Source organism: Bacillus sp. MT94 (assembly GCF_058792475.1).
This window is the reverse complement of sequence record NZ_JBXAEZ010000003.1, coordinates 15,996-33,152: the sequence shown is the minus strand read 5'-3', so window position 1 is coordinate 33,152 and position 17,157 is coordinate 15,996. Positions and strand designations below refer to the sequence as shown.

Genomic DNA, 17,157 nt, shown 5'->3' with positions numbered 1-17,157 from the left:
GATGAACAAAACTCTACTGATTAAAGTTTCACTTTATATAGGGGGATTTAAAAATGAGTTATGAAAAAGTATGGGCTAACAATGAAAAACTAAATCAAACGGAGAAAAATAAATTAGAAAAAGATGGATTAGAAATTTTTAATGATATTCCTTACTATGCGGAAAATGGATTTGAATCTATTCCGAAAGAAGAGTGGGATGCCTTTAAATGGGCAGGATTGTATTTACAACGTCCAAAAGAAGCTGGTTATTTTATGATGCGGGTAAATATTCCGTCAGGGATTATTACAAATGCGCAGGCAGAAGTACTTGCTTCTATCGCTGAGGATTATGGACGTGATGTAATAGATATTACTACGAGACAGGCGATTCAGTTTCACTGGTTAGAAATTCAGCAAATACCAGATATTTTTAAAAGATTAGCAAGAGTTGGATTATCTTCAGCGGGGGCTTGTGGTGATATAACGCGGAATATTACAGGTAATCCGCTTGCTGGAATTGATGCAAATGAACTATTTGATACGACACATATTGTGAAAGAGGTATATGACTATTTCCAACATAATGAAGAGTTTTCTAATTTGCCACGTAAATTTAAAATGTCTATTAGTTCTAATATTTATAACTCAGCAAACGCAGAGATTAACTGTGTTGCATTTACACCTGCTACGAAAGAAATAGATGGTGATAAAAAAGTTGGTTTTCATATAAAAGTAGGCGGAGGATTATCAGCCCGTCCATATTTAGCTGATGAATTAGATGTGTTCGTTTTACCAGAAGAAGTGAAGGCAGTGGCAATTGCGATTGCTACTATATTCCGTGATTTTGGATATCGTGAGAAACGTCATTTAGCCCGTTTGAAATTTCTTGTTGCGGACTGGGGAGCAGAGAAATTTAAAGAGAAACTAATAGAGTATACAAGGCCTTTACAAAGTAAAGGGGAAAGTGCACTCAAAGGATGGAATGCAGGCTATTTTTATGGTGTTCAAGACCAAAAACAAGAGGGGTTAAAATATGTAGGTTTTAATGTACCGGTAGGTCGTTTACATGCAGAAGAAATGTTTGAGATTGCAAGAATCGCAAAGCAATATGGAAATGGACAAATTCGTACATGTAATTCACAAAATTTCATTATTCCGAACGTTCCTCCGGAAAATGTAAAAGGATTACTTAGTGAACCGTTGTTTGAAGCGATATCTGCAAGCCCAAAATCATTTATTGGTCATGCGGTTTCATGTACCGGTATTGAATATTGTAATCTTGCACTAGTAGAAACGAAAGAAAGATTACGAAAAATTGCAGAATACTTAGATACACAAATTGCACTCGATGTTCCAGTTCGAATTCATATGGTAGGCTGCCCTAATTCATGTGGTCAACGTCAAATTGCTGACATTGGGTTACAAGGGGTGAAAATGAAAACGAAGGAAAAGGGAATTGTTGAAGCATTTGAGATATATGTAGGTGGAACGTTGTTAGATGGCGGTGCCTACAATCAAAAGTTAAAAGGAAAAATAGATGGCGAGGATTTACCTGATGTACTCGCATCATTTATAAGTTATTTCAAAGAGAATAAATTACCAGCCGAAACATTTTATGATTTTGTAGGTCGTGTTGGTGTAGACACATTACAAATAGCGTTAAATAACGTGTTAGAAGAAGTCATAGCGTCTTAGGGGGGACAATATGGATTTATATCGATTTGAAGCTGTATTAGTGAGTGATATTGTTCCGATTGTTGTTGTTGCTCAAAGTGAAGAACAGGCATTTAAGCTTGCGGAGATTGAGCTTGAAAAACATTTTTTACCGTTGCCGGAGGTAAAAGAGATTTCTTTGTTTGAAAAAAAGAAGATTCGAAAAGGTGCAGCATTTGTTATTCATGAGTAGAGATTAGTAATACGAAAAAATAAAAACTTCCATTCTTATATACGAATGGAAGTTTCATTTTAATAGTAGAAATGAGGAGAGATGATGGGGAAGGTTTATATTGTTGGAGCGGGTCCTGGCGATCCAGATTTAATTACTGTTAAAGGGTTGAAATGTATTGAGAAGGCAGATGTTATTTTATACGATCGCCTTGTGAATAAAGAGCTGCTTTCACACGCAAAGCCTGATGCGGATTTAATTTATTGCGGGAAACTCCCGAATTATCACACGATGAAGCAAGAAACAATTAATACATTTCTTATTAAGTATGCGAAAAAAGGGAAAGTTGTAACGAGACTTAAGGGCGGCGATCCATTTGTATTTGGTAGAGGGGGAGAAGAAGCGGAAGCATTAGCAAAGCAAGGTGTATCATTTGAAATCGTCCCAGGTATTTCGTCTGGAATAGCTGCACCTGCTTATGCTGGTATTCCAGTGACGCACCGTGATGCAAGTGCAAGTTTTGCTATTGTGACTGGGCATAGGAAAGAAGGTGCTGAAGAAGAAGTGAAATGGGAAAGTTTAGCGAAAGGTGTAGAGACTTTAGCGATATATATGGGGGTTAGTAATTTGCCCTACATATGTGAGCAACTTATGAAGCATGGAAAAGATAAAAGTACGCCAGCTGCTATTATTGAGCAGGGGACGACGTCTATGCAACGTACAGTTGTTGGGACATTAGGAACAATTGTAGATGTTGCGAAAAAAGAGCAAATTCAAAATCCGAGCATGATTGTAATTGGAGAAGTTGTCCGTTTTAGAGAAAAAATCCATTGGTTTGAGAAGCAAACGGAAAATGCTTATCAAGTAAGTGGAGTGTTGTAAAATGAAAGCCGTCTTATATATATGTCATGGAAGTCGTTTGAAGACAGCGAAAGAAGAGGCGATTCAATTTATTACATCGTGTATGAGTCGTATAGAAGCGAATATTCAAGAAGTTTGTTTTTTAGAGTTAGCGAATCCTTCTATTGAAGATGGTTTTCGTACATGTGTGAAGCGTGGGGCCACGGAGATTATTTCCATCCCTGTTTTTTTATTAGCGGCAGGTCATGTGAAGAAAGATATTCCATTTGAATTGGTAAAGCTCAAGAATCAATATCCGAATGTTAAAGTGACTTATGGTAATCCGTTTGGTGTATCAGAAACACTGATCAAATCAGTATATAACGGAAGTGGTATTGAAAAGGAAGGGAAGGCTGAAGTGACCCTTCTGCTCGTTGCAAGAGGAAGTAGTGATCCTGAAGTATTACAAGATATAAAATGGATCGCCTCTTTATTTCAAGCTGAGGAGAAAATTAAAAAAGTTGAGGTTTGTTATTTAGCGGCTGCGGAGCCGAAATTTGAGAGGAAATTGAAGGAAGTTGTAGAACGGGAAGTGGAGAACATCGTTGTGCTACCTTATTTGTTATTTACAGGTTTACTTATGAAACATATTGAGAAAGAAGTGCGCCAATATGCATTGGAAGAGATAAAAATCAGTCCATATTTAGGGAAGAATGAAGCGTTACAAGATATGTTAATTCAGAAAACGACGGAGTTATTGAAAGGAGATCAGTATGTATCCACTTACAGTGCGAGTTAATGAGAAACGCGTTGTTGTTATTGGTGGGGGAAAAGTTGCAGGATTTAAAATTATTCCTTTACTCAAACAAGGTGCGGATATAGTTGTGATCAGTCCAGAATTAGATGCGAATTTAGTAAAACTTGTGGAAGAAAAGAAAATTCGTTGGTATCAAAGAGAATATGAAAAAAGTGATATTAAAAATGCTTTTTTAGTTGTTGCAGCGAGTAGTGATTCAATATTAAATGAACAAGTTGCTGAAGATGCCGCAGAGAATCAATTAGTAAATGTTATTACAAATCCGGAAAGTGGTAATGTTCACTTTCCAGCAGCGATTCATCGTGGTTTGCTTAATATAGCAGTTTCTACTGGGGGAGCGAGCCCAAAGCTCGCAAAAAAAATTCGAGATGAGATTGCAAATAAATATGATGAGACATATGAATGGTATTTAGATTTTTTATATGAAGTAAGGGTGAAGTTAAAAGATTTACAGTTAGAAAAGAGAGAACGAAATATATTACTCCAAGAAGTGTTGAAATCAGTATATGTGCAAAACGAGAGAGAAAGAGAAAGTTTTTTGCGAGAATTAGAGGGAAAGGTTTTAAAATAATAAAAGATAAAGTGCGCTTTACAAATATAAAAATATAATTTATAATCACAAGTAACTTCAATAGATGAAATCGATGAGCAAGAAGAGTACGTATATTTGATGCGTTCAGAGAGCTGGGGTTAGGTGGGAGCCCGGTACGATAAATTATACAGAATGGGCTTGCGAGAGGTATGTTGAACATTGTAGTAGGCAACCCGGGTTCCGCCGTTAAAAGGATAGAGTATCGGAATTATTCCTGTACTTGAACAAGTGGGATTTATCAATCCAATTGAGGTGGTACCACGGTATTTACATTACATATATCGTCCTCTACATGCATATTTGCGTGTAGGGGACTTTTTTATTTTCTAAAGGAGGTGTGCGAGTATGAAATGAAAGTGTATAATTAACAAAAGTTTAAATATTCAGAAAAGGAGAATTTATGATGAAAGAAACACAGCAATGGACGTCGAAAATAGGCTTTGTACTCGCAGCAGCCGGAGCCGCAGTAGGTCTTGGTGCGATATGGAAATTTCCATATGTTGCAGGTAATGGCGGGGGAGGCGCATTCTTCCTTGTATTTTTACTGTTAACTTTATTTATAGGTATGCCTCTTCTAATAGCGGAGTTTGTTATTGGACGTAGCACGCAAAAAGAGGCGGTCACAGCTTATAAAGTACTAGTGCCAAATAGCAAATTATATCCTTGGATTGGTCGTATGGGAGTTGTTACTTGTTTTAGTGTACTATCTTTTTATAGCGTTGTAGGTGGATGGATTTTACTTTATTTATATTATAGTGTGACAGGAAGTTTCTGGAATGGAGTAGCTGATTATGGACAATTGTTCGGTGAAACGATTTCAAATCCGTTAAGTGCGATTGGAGCGCAATTTATCTTTATGCTTTGTACGATTTTTGTTGTAAGTAAAGGTGTAGAGAAAGGTATAGAAAAGGCAAGTAAGTACATGATGCCGCTATTATTTATTTTATTTATTGCGATTATTGTTCGTGCGTTAACACTCGATGGTGCTTTTGCTGGAGTAGAGTTCTTCTTAAAACCAGATTTTTCAAAGCTTACAGCAGATACAATTTTATATGCAATGGGACAATCTTTCTTCTCGCTAACTGTAGGTGCCTCGGTAATGGTAACGTATAGTTCGTATTTAAAGAAAGAGGAACATTTAGCGAAATCGGCAACATCTATTGTAAGTTTAACTGTTTTTGTTACAGTACTTGCAGGATTAGCAATTTTCCCAGCGATTTTCGCATTAGGAGTTAAACCGACTGAAGGACCGGGATTACTGTTTATCGTCCTTCCAGCAGTATTTGCAAAAATACCATTTGGTCAATTTTTCTTTATTATGTTTTTAATTTTATTCTTCTTTGCGACTTTAACATCAGCAATTTCAATGCTTGAAATTGTAGTAGCATCTGTTGCGAAAGGTAATGAGAAGAAGCGTCCGTCAGCATCATTATTAATTGGTATTCTTATTTTTGCAGTCGGTATTCCATCAGCGTTATCATTTGGGATTATGAGTGACGTGAAAATATTTGGGAAAACATTCTTTGATTTAGTCGACTTTTCAGTAAGTAACGTATTGCTGCCGTTAGGAGTACTAGCTATTTCATTATTTGTACCAAATAAAATGAGTAAAGAGTTGTTGATGAAAGAATTAGAAGTGACGGAAACGAAGGGGAAAACGTTATTTAACATTTGGTTCTTCTTACTTCGTTATGTTATTCCGGTAACTGTAATAATTGTATTTTTAAATGTGATAGGTGTATTTAAAATGTTTGCATAAAAAAGGCGGGGATCTCCCGTCTTTTTTTATGTTGTTGAATGTAATAGACGATTATACGCTTTATAGGCTGTGGTGACTGCGAGGAATGAACCGATTAAAAATAAAACTGATCCGCCAAATGTAAATATCCGGCCGATAAATGTCGCTCTAGCTTCTTCTATTTTTTGTTGTAATTGCGTATTCATATTGATCACCTCGTAAACTATAGGCATTTAGTTATAGTCTATGTAGAATGCCTATATTGTGTGAAGTGTAAATAAAAAACCTCGGTAGATACCGAGGTTTTTTATAATCCGATATAAGGAGATGGGTCGACTGCGTTTGTCTTGCCGACATTCCATTCTCCAAGATGAAGTTCGAAGTGTAAATGTTGTCCGTATGATTGGCCCGTGTTCCCCATAAATCCAAGCTGATCGCCTTGTTTTACAGTTTGTCCATTCGATACAGAACGGCTATTCATATGAGCATATACTGTCGTATATGTTTTTCCGTTTATACGGTGAGATAAATACACTACGTTTCCGTAACTAGATGATAATTCTGAGCGAATAACAACGCCATCTGCAGCAGCGATAATTGGAACCGTTCCCGAAGCGGCGATGTCAATTCCTTTATGGTTATCTAAAGAACGTACACCAAATCCGGAAGTTTTTGATCCAGCTGCTGGTTTGATAAAGCCACCGATGTTTGTATCATGTGGTGTTGGAGCTGCTTGAGTTGCTTGAGCAGATTTAGTAGCTTGTTGTTTGCGAGCCTCTTCTGCCTGGCGAGCTTCTTCCGCTTTACGAGCTTCTTCGGCCCGTTTTTCTTCTTCAATTGCTTTTTGCACAGCTTGACGTTGATTTTCTAAAATGCCTTTGGATTCTTCTAATCCTTCAATCTCTGAATCTACTTTTGCGACTTTCGTATGTAGATCGTTAATAAGAGTCTGTTGCTGCTGTTGGTTATTTTGTAATTCTTGTTGTTTTTGTTCTAGTTTTTGCTCAGATTCTTTCAGTTGTTGTTCTTTTTTCTCAACAGCTTCTTTTTCTGTAGTTACAGCATTTTGATCAGATGTTTGTTTTTTTACAATATCTGTATCGTTGTTTAATATTAAACTTACGGAGTACATATTATCAACAAGATCAGCAATGTTTGTAGAGTTTGTTAATACTTCTGTAATGATATTTGTACGCGGTTTTTCTTGCATAGATTGTAATCGTTGTTTAATAACTTCCTGACGTGTATCTATGTTTGTTTGTAATTGTTCTATATGTTTCTTTTTGTCAGTAATTACTTGTTGTGTTTTGCTAATTTCTTTTTTTGTATCGTTTAATTCAGCCTCGTTTTTATTAATAGAAGTAGTTAATTCATCGATTTTCTTCTGTAATTCTTGAATTTCTTTTTCTATTTGTTCTTTCTCGACTGATTTATTTTGTAAGTCACTTTGTTTGCCTTCTAATTCAGATTGAATGTTAGATAATTTATCTTGATTTGTTTCAGCGTATACGGGTGAAAGTAACGGGGAAGCAAAAATCGTTCCTGCTGCTAAAACACTAAACGCTGCAAATTTCTTTTTCATAGTTGTCTGACTCCTTTCCCTATGAATGTTATATATCATAAGAAGAAGAGTGTCTATCGTTGTAATCATAATGTAAAGAAAACTTTATAAAATTGCTAAGTTTTGTCGGAATTTATCATTTTTCAACTTTAATTGTCATAGTACTTACATTTTATTTATGGCTGTAATAAAGGTATATTTTGGGATTTATATGTAAAATACAGGAGGAAAGTAATAGTTTTTATGGGGTGAAATAGTACTTAGAAAGCTAATAAAATACTAGTAAGGAATCGTTCTCATGTGAGGTTTTCTAACATGGGTTTATTTTTTGTCAAGAAAATTATTTGCATTCGGGGAAAGTTATTTTGTTGTCAGATTTTAAATTTTGATTTATGATTTTTAACAGGGACAAAATGTAGTGAATTGTCGAATAATATGTAATACTCTTAATTTCTTAGTTTTATAGAGATAGAATGAGAGATAGAGTGACACATCGAAGAGGGGGTTACAACAAATATGAAAAGAATAGGACTTGCATGGCAAATATTAATAGGGCTTGCGCTTGGTATTGCGGTTGGGGCGATTTTCTTTGATAATCCAGCTGTTGTGAAGTACTTACAACCAATTGGTGATATTTTCATCCGATTAATTAAAATGATCGTTGTACCGATTGTTGTAGCAAGTATTGTTGTTGGGGTTGCTGGTGTTGGCGATGTTAAAAAACTAGGTCGACTAGGCGGAAAAACAATTATTTACTTTGAAATTATTACAACAATTGCAATTATTGTTGGTCTATTAATAGCGAATATTTTCCAACCAGGAAAAGGCGTAAATATGGAGCAGTTAACAAAGACAGATATTTCGAAATATACACATACGACAGAGCAAGTACAAAGTCATTCATTTGCAGATACGTTTGTAAATATTGTTCCAACGAACATTATGAAGTCATTGGCTGACGGAGATATGCTTGCTATTATCTTCTTCTCTGTACTATTTGGTTTAGGTGTAGCAGCAATTGGTGAAAGAGGAAGACCAGTTCTTCAATTTTTCCAAGGTGTAGCTGACGCAATGTTTTATGTAACAAACCAAGTTATGAAATTTGCACCATTTGGTGTGTTTGCATTAATTGGTGTTACAGTTTCTACATTTGGTCTTGCTTCATTAATTCCATTAGGGAAATTGCTAATTGTCGTATATGGGGCAATGATCTTCTTCGTCGTAGTTGTCTTAGGACTTACAGCGAAAATATTTGGAATTAACATTTTCCAATTCTTTAAGATTTTAAAAGACGAGCTGATCTTAGCGTATTCTACAGCAAGCTCAGAAACAGTTTTACCAAAAATCATGGAGAAAATGGAGAAATTCGGTTGTCCGAAAGCAATTACATCTTTCGTTATTCCGACAGGTTATTCATTTAACTTAGATGGATCAACTTTATATCAAGCAATTGCGGCTATTTTCTTGGCGCAAATGTACGGTATTGATTTATCTATTACACAACAAATTACATTATTACTTGTATTAATGGTTACATCAAAAGGTATCGCAGGTGTACCGGGCGTATCATTCGTTGTATTATTAGCGACACTTGGTACAGTAGGTATTCCACCTGAAGGTTTAGCGTTCATTGCTGGTATTGACCGTATTTTAGATATGGCTCGTACAGCAGTTAACGTTGTAGGAAACTCTTTAGCAGCTGTAGTTATGTCTAAGTGGGAAGGTCAATATGACGCTGAAAAAGGACAAGCTTATTTAAAAGAGATTTCTGAAAAGGGTCAAGCTGCTTAATTATAATATGAACAAGCTCTCACATAATATGTGGGAGCTTTTCTGTATATAGAAGAGGAGTATACATAATGAAACGTAAATATGGTGACGGTTCTTCGTGGAAAAGACTAATAGAAAAGAGTTATAGGCTTAAGCAAGTGGAAGAGGGAATGCTCGGAATACTGGATATAAAAAAGGTGAGAGAGCCTAGTTGTAAAGAATATGATGGTAAAGAAATTTGTATTGCAAGTGATGGGTATACGTGGGTTCAATATTTCATTAATGGAAAGAACTTTGCGATTACAGTTATGTTAGATGATAGGCACAATTTAGTGCAATATTATATTGATGTGACGAAAGAATATGAAATAGACGATCGTGGTTTACCGTATTTTGATGATTTATATTTAGATGTAGTATTATTACCTAGCGGTAAGGTGTATGTATTAGATGAAGAGGAGCTAGAGGATGCTTATAAAAGTGGCGATGTCACGAAGGAAGAGTATGAGTTAGCTTGGTACACTACGAAATGGATATTAGCAGCAATAAAAAATAGTGAATTTTATTGGATTTCAATATTGGAAGAAGAAATCGAAAAGTTAAAATGATTATTGTATTCAAATTTTTGTATAATTACCAAAAAAATCTATACAAAAAATAATTGACTTTTGTTTTGTAAGCGAGTAAAGTTAGGGAAGAAATTATTATTAAAAAATAAATATGAAACCTTCTTATAAAGAGAGGCGGAGGGACTGGCCCTACGATGCCTCGGCAGCGGACTCGATTTCAGAGTGCTGTGCCAAATCCAGCAAGCATGTGCTTGAAAGATGAGAAGAGCGTTTCTTATAGATGTATAAGACCTCTTCTCACCGGAAGAGGTCTTTTGTTATTCATTAGAAAAAGGTTGAAACTAGGGAGAGATGGTACTTTGAAAGAAACGAGAGGAAATGGTTTAGCTTTATTACCACTTGGGATATTTTTGGCGCTATTTATTGGTTCTGGAATTATTACAGGTGATTTCTATAAATTGCCGATACTTGTAGCGATTTCAATTGCTGTAGGAGTCGCTTTAGTGATGAATCGTAAAGAAAGTTTTAATGTGAAAGTAGAGCGGTTCGCTAAAGGTGCAGGAAATCCGGATATTATGATTATGGTATTAATTTTTGTGCTTGCAGGTGCATTTTCTGAAACTGCTAAAGGAATGGGCGGAGTAGACTCAACTGTTAATTTAGCGTTAACTATTTTACCGCCAGGATTTATCGTAGCTGGAATCTTTGTTATTGGTGCATTTATTTCATTAGCAATGGGAACTTCAATGGGAACAATTGCAGCATTAGCGCCGATTGCTGTAGGTATTAGTGGTCAAACTGATATCTCAATTGCGCTTGCAATGGCTACTGTTGTTGGGGGAGCGATGTTTGGTGATAATTTATCATTTATTTCAGATACAACAATCGCAGCTGTTCGTTCACAAGGAACAGAAATGAAAGATAAGTTTAAAACGAATTTTTTAATTGTGTTACCAGCGGCTATTATTACAATTGTACTATTAGTAATAGTTACTTCAGGAAGTGACACGCAAATTAAAGCACATAGCTTTGATTGGATAAAGATTTTACCGTACGCAGGAGTACTTATTACAGCGCTACTTGGCTGGAATGTACTTATTGTATTAACTGGTGGAACTGTATTATCTGGTGTTATCGGTCTTATAGATGGAAGTTACACGTTAGAAAGTTTCTTTAAAAGTGTAACGACTGGAATGGGCGGTATGATGGAGTTAGTATTACTTGCTATATTAATTGGCGGTATGGTTGAATTAATCCAATATAATGGTGGTATTCAATATTTAATGAATGTATTAACACGTAATATTCGTTCGAAAAAAGGTGCAGAATTTGGTATTGCTGGTTTAGTAAGTATGACTAATATGTGTACAGCGAATAATACGATTTCGATTATTTTTACAGGCCCGCTTGCAAAAAATATTGCAGATCAATATGAAATAGACCCTCGTAAATCAGCGAGTGTATTAGATCTTTTCTCATGTTGTGTACAAGGATTAATTCCGTACGGTGCCCAAATGTTAACGGCAGCAGGATTTGCAGCGTTATCTCCGGTTGAATTGTTGCCATATGCATTTTATCCAATCTTAGTTGGAGTATGTGGGATTGTTTCTATTTTAATTGGATTTCCAAGATTTTCTAAAGTGGCTGAGAAAAAAGAGTATCATAAAACAGCTTAATTTAATATGAATGTTAGTAATTAAAAAAACGTGCAGAGAATAAACTCTGCACGTTTTTTTGCGTAAAGGGCTGAATATGACTCGGTCTTAAGTCTGAGTTAAAAACGGTTCTTAAGCTCGTTATGGAAAGATGAAAAAATAGTTAAGATAAGAGTATCAAATCGAAGGGAGGCAAGCACAAGATGAAACAATTTCTAGCGTTTATCGCAGCCGGTATTTTGGCTTTAATTGCTCTTGGTAGTCTTGCTGGTATTGTAGGATTCGCAATCGGAGCAGGAGTTGTATATTGGAGCTATAAATCATTTGTGCGAGCTAAGTCATTTTTTGGAAAGTTAGCTTGGGGTATTGTTGGTTTAATCGGTTTATCCATTGCGCTTTCTCATTCACCAGCATTAATCGGTATCGCTGCTTTAGTGGTTTTATACTACGGATACCGTGAGTGGAAAAAAGAAAAAGATGTAGTTGTTGAATCTGCTCCAGAAAGTTCTAAACCATATAGCAACTTTGAAGATGAGTGGAACAAATTAATGAAAAACTAAAACAATAAATCAAATTATAAATAAAGTAGAAGAGAGGAAGATTTATAATGAAACAATCTTTATTCGGACGTGTACGCGATGCAATTTTAGCTGATTTTCATAACGTGTTAGATGAGAAGGAAAGAAAAAATCCAATTGCGATGTTAAACCAATATTTACGTGATAGTGAGCGTGAAATAACAAAAATTGAGAAGTTAATTGAACGTCATAAAACATTAAAATCTAACTTTGCTCGTGAGCTTGAGCAAGCACGTTATTTCGTTAACAAAAGATCAAAGCAAGCTATCATTGCTCAAGAAGCAGGCGAATTACAATTGCACGAACGTGCGTTAGAAGAGGTAGCTTATTATGAAGGGCAAGTAACTCGATTAGAAGAAATGTATGCAGGTGTTGTAGAGCAAATTGATGAGTTAGAGCGTCGTCTTTCTGAAATGAAAAATAAATTAAAAGAAATGCACGCAAAGCGTATGGAACTAATGGCACGTGAAAATATGGCACATGCAAATCGTCGTATGAATACTGCAATGCATAAAATGGATGAAAATAATCCGTTCTTACGATTTGAAGAAATTGAAGATCACATTCGTGACTTAGAAACTCGCATGAATGAAGAGCATGAGCGTGACACATTTGATATGAAAATTGCAAAACTTGAGCGTGAAATGAAAGAAAAGAATGATGTATCGTTAACGAAAGAGTTAACAAAATAATAGTAGTATATTATAAAACAGGCTTATGATATAGTGATAGGAGAAAAGGTGTTGGAAAGCAATGCCTTTTCTTCTATGTATATGTGACAAGAAGGGGGGAGCTGAAATGAAGAAACATTTTTCAAAGACACAATTAATGGGGATGCTCCTCATCATATTTGGATTCGGTCTTTTTCTTGATATGATACTTGGACATTTTGAACCAGGTGGTCTCATTTTTGCATTTATTATGCTTATGTTTGGAAGGCATTATCGTAAAAAGAATCGTTATGTACGGGGAAATGTATTTTTATTTGTTGGTGGTATCGTATTTTTATTCTTCTTATTTTCATCAGCAGCATTTGTTCTTGTCGTATTTGCTTGTTTAGCTTTAATTGGTTATCAATTGATTCAACAAGGGCATCAGCAAAAAGCAATGAAGGTTGAAATTAAAGAAAAAGGGATTATAGACGAAGAGAAGCAAATATATCGTACAGAACCATATTTGAAAAATATGTTTGTAGGCAATGTACGAATGATGGATCATATTTATGAACTTGAGGATATTAATGTTCAATACGGTGCTTGTGATGTGGAAATAGATTTAACTACTGCTATGATTCCAGAAGGGGAAACGATAATTGTTATTCGGGGTGTCGTTGGTAATATTCGTTTATATGTGCCATATGATATTGAACTTTCTTTAAATCATTCTGTTATTGTCGGACGTGTGCTCTTGCCAGGTCATGAAGAGACAGGGTTTAACCGCAATGTTACATTTAGAACAGAGCAGTATAAAGAGGCTCCTCGTCGTATTAAAATTATTTCTTCGCTTGTCGTAGGCGACACGGAAGTGAGGAAAGTATAATGAAGAAACAAAAAAATATTTCGTGGATGTATATTCGTTATTCTATGTTGTCCTCAGTTAGTATCGCACTCATTTGTACAATTGTATATGTATGGAAAAGCGAGCAACAAGTGTATGATTTATTATGGAAGGAATCCATCGCTTCTGTTCCAATTGGCTTGTTTATTATGACTACAAGTTTACTTATCGGGGGAATTGTAGGATATGCAATCGGTTACTATATAGAGCAGCGTATACAAGGATTAAATACGTTTCTATTTGAAGTAGAGCGAGGGAATTTTCCGAGCGATGTTTCGTTTACTGCAGATGATGAATTTCATGAAGTGGAACGAAAAGTAATCGTTTTGGCTCGTCGATTAGAGGAGCAAGCTGGACTCTTTCAAAAAGTAACGAATGAACGAGCTCATTGGAATGAAGAGATGAGACAAGAAGCGATTTCTCAAGAAAGGCATCGTTTAGCAAGGGAGTTGCATGATTCAGTAAGTCAGCAGCTTTTTGCAATGTCGATGATGATGTCAGCGATTAATGAACAAATAACTGAATTTCCAGATGTGACAAAAAAACAATTACAACTTGTTGAAAATATGGTTGTAAATGCTCAATCAGAAATGAGAGCATTGCTCCTTCATTTACGTCCTGTACAATTGGAAGGTAAGAAACTGACAGAAGGTATAGAGGAATTATTAACGGAATTATCGCGAAAACAACATATGAAAATTGAATGGCTTATTGAGCCAATAGAATTAAAAAAAGGTGTAGAAGATCATTTATTCCGTATTGTGCAAGAAGCGCTATCAAATACGTTGCGACACGCAAAGGCAAAGAAAACAGAAGTGCGCCTTCGAAAAATTGATCAATATGCGATTTTAAAAATTATTGATGACGGCGTTGGGTTTGAAGTAGGCGTTAATAAGGCAGGTTCATATGGCCTAAGATCGATGCAAGAGCGTGTTCATGAAATTGGTGGGACACTCAAGGTGCTTAGTTTCCCGGCCAAAGGTACACAAATAGAAGTAAAAGTACCGATTATGATTGAGAGAGGGGGAGAAGTATGATAAAAGTATTGCTTGTCGATGATCATGAAATGGTTCGTATGGGTGTATCGGCATATTTATCTACACAGCCAGATATTGAAGTAGTAGGGGAAGCTGATAATGGACGAAAAGGATCAGAATTAGCATTGCAATTAAGACCGGATATTATTTTAATGGACCTTGTTATGGATGAGATGGATGGTGTCGAAGCAACACGTGCTATTATTCAAGAATGGCCAGAAGCAAAAATTGTAGTTGTAACAAGCTTTTTAGATGACGAAAAATTGTACCCTGTTATTGAGGCTGGTGCGACCAGTTACTTATTAAAAACATCAAGAGCAAGTGATATTGCTGATGCTGTACGAGCTACTTATGATGGAGAAACAGTATTAGAGCCGAAAGTTACCGGGAAAATGATGTCCCGTATGCGTCAAAAGAAAGAGCAACCTTTGCATGATGACTTAACGGAAAGAGAGTTTGAGATTTTGTTATTAATTGCAGAGGGAAAAAGTAATCAAGAGATTGCGGATGAGTTATTTATTGCACTGAAAACGGTAAAGACACATGTGAGTAACATATTAAATAAATTGAATGTAAGTGATCGTACTCAGGCAGTTATTTATGCATTTAGGCATCAATTAACGAAGTGATAAAGTGAAGCTTTAATTGGCGGGGAATTCCTCGCTGATTATTGGCTCGCTATAATATAGATTTGGCGTTAAAACCATCGAATGTTTTTATTGACGATAAATAATGTAAGCGTTATCATTAAGGTGTTAACAGTACATATAAAGGGGAGAATGTATATGTTAGTTCAAACTATATTCGGAATGGATAAGTCTAAAAAATTAGGGGAGTATGTGAACACATTACAAGCACTTTGTGAACAATATAATGTTGAAACAGATAAAATTGCGATTATTGAGGCAACAGAGGAATACTATTTATTTTTAGTAAAGCAAGAAGAGCGCTATGATGTTGTCAAGGTAGAAACAGTTGATACGAATATTGAATATTATACGAAGGCTTATAAAATAAGCAGTTTTAATCATACTGCGTATCAAATGTAAAAAAACTCCCTTTTGGGAGTTTTTTTAGGAGGCTTTTACTTCGTGAGATTCGGTTACTAATGGAACTTTTTTCGTACCGCTTAACTTAGCCATTGCAAGACCAATAAGAGCTCCTACTAATGCTGGTATTAGCCAGCCGATTCCTTCATTATATAAAGGGATAAATTCAAAATATGGTGTGATAAATGAAACTGAAATACCACCTTGTTTTAATCCATCAAATACGCTCACTACAGCTGCTCCAATTAAAGCACCTACATAAACAGAGCGATATCCACCGAAGTATTTATGAAGTAATGATAGTAGTACGAGTACAATCGCAATTGGATATACAACAAGTAGAATTGGAACAGAGATTGCGATAATTTTCGTTAAACCTAAGTTGGCAACTAGTAATCCTAATGCGCAAATGATACTCGCGAACGTTTTGTATGAAAATGTAGTCAATAATGTTGAAAAATATTGGCTGCACGCAGATACGAGTCCAACGCATGTCGTTAAACAAGCGAGTGTAACGATAAGAGATAATAGGAGCAAACCGTATGGACCGAATAATTGTTGTACGATAACAGTAAGTAGCTGTCCGCCATTTTTTGCATATCCGAGCGAGACGCTAGTTGCCCCAAGCCAGCCGAGTGCACCGTATACAAGTACGAGCCCTGTAGCGGCAATAAGCCCTGCTTTTGCTGTGGCGATGGCAATGGACTTACGATCATTCACACCTTTAGAACGAATTGCATTTACAACGATAATTCCGAATGCAAGTGCTGAAATAGTGTCCATTGTTAAGTAGCCTTCCATAAAGCCTTTGAAGATTGGAGAAGTTTGATACTCTTGCATTGCTGGTCCTGATTGCCCAATTGGTGTAAATACACTTTTAACAAACAATAAGAAAATAGAGAGTAATAAAATAGGTGTTAATACATTTCCAATACGATCAACAAGTTTAGATGGATTCAAACTCAGCCAAAATACGATAGTAAAGAAGATGATTGTATATACAAATAGCACTAGGCTGCTAGAGCGGATTGTTTCTGGTAAGAAAGAACTAACACCCATTTCATAAGCGACATTTGCAACACGTGGGATGCCCATAGATGGACCGATAGCAATGTATACAATTACTGTAAAGAAAATTCCGAATAATGGATGAACATGACTTGCAAGTTGCTGCATTCCATTTCCAGATAGAGAAATTGCGATAACAGTTAGTAGTGGTAAGCCAACTCCTGTTAGTAAAAATCCAATCATTGCTGGCCAAAAGTTTTCACCTGCATTTTGGCCAAGCATGGGAGGGAAAATTAAATTACCTGCCCCAAAAAATAAAGAAAATAGCATAAGACCCGTGAAAAAAATATGTTTTTTTGATACAGTGTTCATTGTTTTTCCTCCTTTTTTAAATTCATTTGTAAGAACACAAAAAACTCGTCCCTAAAGAAAGGGACGAGTTATATTTACCCGCGATACCACCCTAATTTACACATGTAGAAATAAATCTATATGTATACGGCTTTGCAACGTACAACAT

18 protein-coding genes, 1 riboswitch and 2 other annotated features (1 of these 21 cut by a window edge) are annotated in these 17,157 nt (G+C 35.8%); of the genes, 15 read left to right on the top strand and 3 right to left on the bottom strand.

Features of this window, described 5'->3' with window-relative positions:
• The first annotated feature begins 53 nt into the window (after window positions 1-53).
• From AC1Q51_RS11835 to AC1Q51_RS11810, 6 genes are all read left to right on the top strand, one after another.
• Window positions 54-1,676, top strand: a complete 1,623-nt coding sequence (locus tag AC1Q51_RS11835; protein ID WP_097924958.1) for a nitrite/sulfite reductase — start codon at window positions 54-56, stop codon at window positions 1,674-1,676.
• 10 nt (window positions 1,677-1,686) lie between these two features.
• A complete protein-coding gene (locus AC1Q51_RS11830; RefSeq protein WP_000366918.1) occupies window positions 1,687-1,887 on the top strand; it encodes a DUF3906 family protein in 201 nt (66 codons plus the stop codon).
• An 84-nt stretch (window positions 1,888-1,971) separates the two neighbouring features.
• Complete coding sequence (gene cobA / locus AC1Q51_RS11825; RefSeq protein ID WP_097924956.1) at window positions 1,972-2,748, top strand: uroporphyrinogen-III C-methyltransferase; 777 nt, start codon at window positions 1,972-1,974, stop codon at window positions 2,746-2,748.
• Between the two features lies 1 nt (window position 2,749).
• Window positions 2,750-3,505 carry a sirohydrochlorin chelatase gene (locus AC1Q51_RS11820; RefSeq protein WP_097924954.1) on the top strand — a complete coding sequence of 252 codons (756 nt, stop codon included), beginning with the start codon at window positions 2,750-2,752 and terminating at the stop codon, window positions 3,503-3,505.
• The gene (locus AC1Q51_RS11815; protein ID WP_097924952.1) at window positions 3,480-4,094 is read left to right on the top strand and encodes an NAD(P)-binding protein; all 615 of its coding nucleotides are present in this window, start codon (window positions 3,480-3,482) and stop codon (window positions 4,092-4,094) included. The genes AC1Q51_RS11820 and AC1Q51_RS11815 overlap by 26 nt, the downstream gene beginning before the upstream one ends.
• A 64-nt stretch (window positions 4,095-4,158) precedes the next feature.
• Window positions 4,159-4,407 (top strand) — a binding site (T-box leader).
• Between the two features lie 111 nt (window positions 4,408-4,518).
• Entirely contained in the window at window positions 4,519-5,874 is a 1,356-nt protein-coding gene (locus AC1Q51_RS11810; protein ID WP_053564908.1) for a sodium-dependent transporter, read from the top strand.
• Between the two features lie 26 nt (window positions 5,875-5,900).
• Here the strand turns inward: AC1Q51_RS11810 and AC1Q51_RS11805 are convergent, their stop codons facing one another.
• Together AC1Q51_RS11805 and AC1Q51_RS11800 are read right to left on the bottom strand one after the other, a co-directional pair.
• The gene (locus AC1Q51_RS11805; RefSeq protein ID WP_001095997.1) at window positions 5,901-6,059 is read right to left on the bottom strand and encodes a hypothetical protein; all 159 of its coding nucleotides are present in this window, start codon (window positions 6,057-6,059) and stop codon (window positions 5,901-5,903) included.
• A 101-nt stretch (window positions 6,060-6,160) separates the two neighbouring features.
• Complete coding sequence (locus tag AC1Q51_RS11800; RefSeq protein WP_000726083.1) at window positions 6,161-7,435, bottom strand: murein hydrolase activator EnvC family protein; 1,275 nt, start codon at window positions 7,433-7,435, stop codon at window positions 6,161-6,163.
• Window positions 7,436-7,930: 495 nt separating this feature from the next.
• Here AC1Q51_RS11800 and gltP point away from each other — a divergent pair, with 495 nt between their 5' ends.
• The 9 genes from gltP (at window position 7,931) to AC1Q51_RS11755 (ending at window position 15,629) form a co-directional block, all read left to right on the top strand.
• A complete protein-coding gene (gene gltP / locus AC1Q51_RS11795; RefSeq protein ID WP_000821126.1) occupies window positions 7,931-9,205 on the top strand; it encodes a glutamate/aspartate:proton symporter GltP in 1,275 nt (424 codons plus the stop codon).
• A 68-nt stretch (window positions 9,206-9,273) separates the two neighbouring features.
• Window positions 9,274-9,792 carry a ribonuclease FAU-1 family protein gene (locus AC1Q51_RS11790; RefSeq protein WP_063546925.1) on the top strand — a complete coding sequence of 173 codons (519 nt, stop codon included), beginning with the start codon at window positions 9,274-9,276 and terminating at the stop codon, window positions 9,790-9,792.
• Window positions 9,793-9,912: 120 nt separating this feature from the next.
• Window positions 9,913-10,018, top strand: a riboswitch (SAM riboswitch).
• Window positions 10,019-10,112: 94 nt separating this feature from the next.
• Window positions 10,113-11,429 carry a Na+/H+ antiporter NhaC family protein gene (locus tag AC1Q51_RS11785; RefSeq protein WP_000665496.1) on the top strand — a complete coding sequence of 439 codons (1,317 nt, stop codon included), beginning with the start codon at window positions 10,113-10,115 and terminating at the stop codon, window positions 11,427-11,429.
• Between the two features lie 182 nt (window positions 11,430-11,611).
• Window positions 11,612-11,968: a lmo0954 family membrane protein gene (locus tag AC1Q51_RS11780; RefSeq protein ID WP_000808640.1), complete on the top strand. Its 357-nt coding sequence runs from the start codon at window positions 11,612-11,614 to the stop codon at window positions 11,966-11,968.
• A gap of 47 nt (window positions 11,969-12,015) precedes the next feature.
• Window positions 12,016-12,678, top strand: a complete 663-nt coding sequence (locus AC1Q51_RS11775; protein ID WP_000814127.1) for a PspA/IM30 family protein — start codon at window positions 12,016-12,018, stop codon at window positions 12,676-12,678.
• A 106-nt stretch (window positions 12,679-12,784) separates the two neighbouring features.
• Window positions 12,785-13,525 carry a cell wall-active antibiotics response protein LiaF gene (gene liaF / locus AC1Q51_RS11770; protein ID WP_000716093.1) on the top strand — a complete coding sequence of 247 codons (741 nt, stop codon included), beginning with the start codon at window positions 12,785-12,787 and terminating at the stop codon, window positions 13,523-13,525.
• A complete protein-coding gene (locus tag AC1Q51_RS11765; protein WP_000744326.1) occupies window positions 13,525-14,580 on the top strand; it encodes a sensor histidine kinase in 1,056 nt (351 codons plus the stop codon). The genes liaF and AC1Q51_RS11765 overlap by 1 nt, the downstream gene beginning before the upstream one ends.
• On the top strand, window positions 14,577-15,209 hold the full coding sequence (locus AC1Q51_RS11760) for a response regulator (RefSeq protein WP_097924950.1): 633 nt from the start codon (window positions 14,577-14,579) through the stop codon (window positions 15,207-15,209). The genes AC1Q51_RS11765 and AC1Q51_RS11760 overlap by 4 nt, the downstream gene beginning before the upstream one ends.
• A gap of 81 nt (window positions 15,210-15,290) precedes the next feature.
• A complete protein-coding gene (locus AC1Q51_RS11755; RefSeq protein WP_492331519.1) occupies window positions 15,291-15,629 on the top strand; it encodes a DUF3992 domain-containing protein in 339 nt (112 codons plus the stop codon).
• 24 nt (window positions 15,630-15,653) lie between these two features.
• On the opposite strand, the gene brnQ3 is transcribed toward AC1Q51_RS11755, so the two are convergent.
• Window positions 15,654-17,009 (bottom strand): branched-chain amino acid transport system II carrier protein BrnQ3, encoded by a 1,356-nt coding sequence (brnQ3, locus tag AC1Q51_RS11750; RefSeq protein ID WP_098353245.1) that lies wholly within the window; start codon window positions 17,007-17,009, stop codon window positions 15,654-15,656.
• 56 nt (window positions 17,010-17,065) lie between these two features.
• Window positions 17,066-17,157: a binding site (T-box leader), on the bottom strand (it continues 167 nt past the right edge of the window).

Bases quoted from the DNA above. Each gene is read 5' to 3' on its own strand.
- AC1Q51_RS11835 (WP_097924958.1), top strand. From the start codon at position 54: ATGAGTTATGAAAAAGTATGGGCTAACAATGAAAAACTAAATCAAACG.
- AC1Q51_RS11830 (WP_000366918.1), top strand. From the start codon at position 1,687: ATGGATTTATATCGATTTGAAGCTGTATTAGTGAGTGATATTGTTCCG.
- cobA (WP_097924956.1), top strand. From the start codon at position 1,972: ATGGGGAAGGTTTATATTGTTGGAGCGGGTCCTGGCGATCCAGATTTA.
- AC1Q51_RS11820 (WP_097924954.1), top strand. From the start codon at position 2,750: ATGAAAGCCGTCTTATATATATGTCATGGAAGTCGTTTGAAGACAGCG.
- AC1Q51_RS11815 (WP_097924952.1), top strand. From the start codon at position 3,480: ATGTATCCACTTACAGTGCGAGTTAATGAGAAACGCGTTGTTGTTATT.
- AC1Q51_RS11810 (WP_053564908.1), top strand. From the start codon at position 4,519: ATGAAAGAAACACAGCAATGGACGTCGAAAATAGGCTTTGTACTCGCA.
- AC1Q51_RS11805 (WP_001095997.1), bottom strand. From the start codon at position 6,059: ATGAATACGCAATTACAACAAAAAATAGAAGAAGCTAGAGCGACATTT.
- AC1Q51_RS11800 (WP_000726083.1), bottom strand. From the start codon at position 7,435: ATGAAAAAGAAATTTGCAGCGTTTAGTGTTTTAGCAGCAGGAACGATT.
- gltP (WP_000821126.1), top strand. From the start codon at position 7,931: ATGAAAAGAATAGGACTTGCATGGCAAATATTAATAGGGCTTGCGCTT.
- AC1Q51_RS11790 (WP_063546925.1), top strand. From the start codon at position 9,274: ATGAAACGTAAATATGGTGACGGTTCTTCGTGGAAAAGACTAATAGAA.
- AC1Q51_RS11780 (WP_000808640.1), top strand. From the start codon at position 11,612: ATGAAACAATTTCTAGCGTTTATCGCAGCCGGTATTTTGGCTTTAATT.
- AC1Q51_RS11775 (WP_000814127.1), top strand. From the start codon at position 12,016: ATGAAACAATCTTTATTCGGACGTGTACGCGATGCAATTTTAGCTGAT.
- liaF (WP_000716093.1), top strand. From the start codon at position 12,785: ATGAAGAAACATTTTTCAAAGACACAATTAATGGGGATGCTCCTCATC.
- AC1Q51_RS11765 (WP_000744326.1), top strand. From the start codon at position 13,525: ATGAAGAAACAAAAAAATATTTCGTGGATGTATATTCGTTATTCTATG.
- AC1Q51_RS11760 (WP_097924950.1), top strand. From the start codon at position 14,577: ATGATAAAAGTATTGCTTGTCGATGATCATGAAATGGTTCGTATGGGT.
- AC1Q51_RS11755 (WP_492331519.1), top strand. From the start codon at position 15,291: ATGTTTTTATTGACGATAAATAATGTAAGCGTTATCATTAAGGTGTTA.
- brnQ3 (WP_098353245.1), bottom strand. From the start codon at position 17,009: ATGAACACTGTATCAAAAAAACATATTTTTTTCACGGGTCTTATGCTA.